Source organism: Rubrivirga sp. (genome assembly GCF_049648075.1).
Lineage (GTDB): Bacteria > Bacteroidota > Rhodothermia > Rhodothermales > Rubricoccaceae > Rubrivirga.
Genome location: NZ_JBARYR010000105.1, coordinates 1 through 1,864 on the forward strand (window position 1 = coordinate 1; position 1,864 = coordinate 1,864).

Here is a 1,864-nt window from a genome sequence, read left to right on the forward strand (position 1 = left end):
CCGCTGCACGCCGCGCACGTCATCCCGCCGACGGACAACGTCACGGTCTCGGACCGCACGTCGTAGCCCGCGCCCTCGACGGTTTCGGCGAGCTCGGACGGCGTCACCTGCTCGGGGTCGTAGGCGACGGTCGCGCGTTCCGTGACCAGGTTGACCGACGCCGTCTCCACGCCCTCGAGGGCGGACAGCGACCGCTCGACGCGTCCCGAGCACGCCGCGCACGTCATGCCCTCGATGGACAGCGTGGCGTGGGCGGTCTGGACGGTCTCGTACGGCATGGTGCGACTAGAACGGCGGGGAGCAGACGCGGTGCCGAGCGATCTGCGTACGTCTTCGAGGACGTTGCATAGGGGTTTACCCGGTAGAGGTGTCACGGTGTCGTACCTACCTCGAGGGCGGCTCGGTCATGTGCGGTGGTGGACATCTCTTTGCAGGAAAGAGCTTGGGACTCGATGTTTTCGGTCGATACCACCCTGGCTCACCCTCGGCTCGCATGATCCTCCGTTTCGCTCTCGCCGCTCTCGTTCTCGCGGCGGCGCCTGCTCACGCGCAACTCGCGGCACTGCCCGCTTCGTCCTCGGCCGCGCCGGGGCTGCCGGCCGGGTTCTACCTCGAGGACGCCGTCGACGCGTCGTTCAACCAGCCGGTGACGGTCGCGTTTGCACCGGGCGGGCGGATGTTCGTCGTCGAAAAGCGGGGGATGGTGTGGGCCGTCCAGAACGGGGTCTTCCAGACCGAGCCGTTTCTCGACCTCCGCGACGAGGTCCTGAACCACCACGACCGCGGCCTGCTGGGGATCGCCGTCGACCCGGACTTTGAGACCAACCGCCGCGTCTACGTCAGCTACACCGTCGACCACGACGAGACGGCGGACCGCAACCGGCTCGACGCGTTCGCGCGCGTCACGAGCTACGCCGGAACCCCCAGCAACCCGAACCTCGCGGACCCCGAGACGCGGCGCGTCTTGATCGGGGAGACGTTCGCGACCGGCATCCCGTCGTGCTACCGGAGCCACACCATCGGCACGCTGCAGTTCGGCGCCGACGGGACGCTCTTGATCGGAGCGGGTGACGGGGCGAGCTACAACGGCGTCGACGTTGGGGGCTCGTACCAAGAGTGCTTTGGCGACGGCCGACTGGACGATTCCGAGGACATCGGATCGTTCCGCAGCCAGCGCGTCGAGAGCCTGGCCGGCAAGGTGCTGCGCATCGACCCGGTGACGGGGCAGGGCCTGCCGTCGAACCCCTTCTGGACCGGTAACGGCAACGACAACGCGTCGAAGGTGTGGGCGCTGGGGCTCCGCAACCCGTTCCGCATCACGATCGACACCGAGAGCGGCCTCGAGGACGCGTCAGCCGGACAGCCGGGACGGCTTTACATCGGCGACGTCGGCTGGTCGGGATACGAGGAGATCAACGTCGCGGAGGGTGGCGAGAACTTCGGGTGGCCTTGTGAGGAGGGACCGATCGAGCAGCCCAACTACGTGAACCGGCAGCCCGCTACGAACGCGTGCAGCGACCCGCGGGCGGGCGAGATCACCTACGGCGCCTACTATTGGCACCACTCGAACGGGAGCCGGTCGAGGCCGGCCGGACAGACGGCGCGCGCCATCGTCGGCGGGGCGGTCTACGACGGCACCAAGTACCCGAGCTTCTACCGCGGCGCCTTGTTCTACGGCGACTACGCGAAAGGCTGGACCGCCGTCTCGCGCTTGGACGCCGACGGCCGACCCGAGCAGGAGCGGGCGTTCAGCAGCGACATGGGACCCGTCGTGGCCTACGTCTACGACGACGCCTCGGAGTACCTCCACCTGGTCAACGTGTTCTCGGGCCGCGTCCAGCGCCTGCGCCACACGGGCGAGGCC

Annotated in this window: 2 protein-coding genes; one reads left to right on the forward strand and one right to left on the reverse strand. The window is 68.6% G+C overall.

Translation table 11 applies throughout. The annotated features are described in order from the left end of the window. Positions 1–278, reverse strand: a 278-nt coding sequence (locus tag WBA11_RS02905) for a cation transporter (protein WP_424519225.1), incomplete at its 3' end; no start/stop codon positions are given. 215 nt (positions 279–493) lie between these two features. Here WBA11_RS02905 and WBA11_RS02910 point away from each other — a divergent pair. After that, the coding region (locus WBA11_RS02910; RefSeq protein WP_424519226.1) for a PQQ-dependent sugar dehydrogenase at positions 494–1,864 on the forward strand (1,371 nt) is incomplete at its 3' end.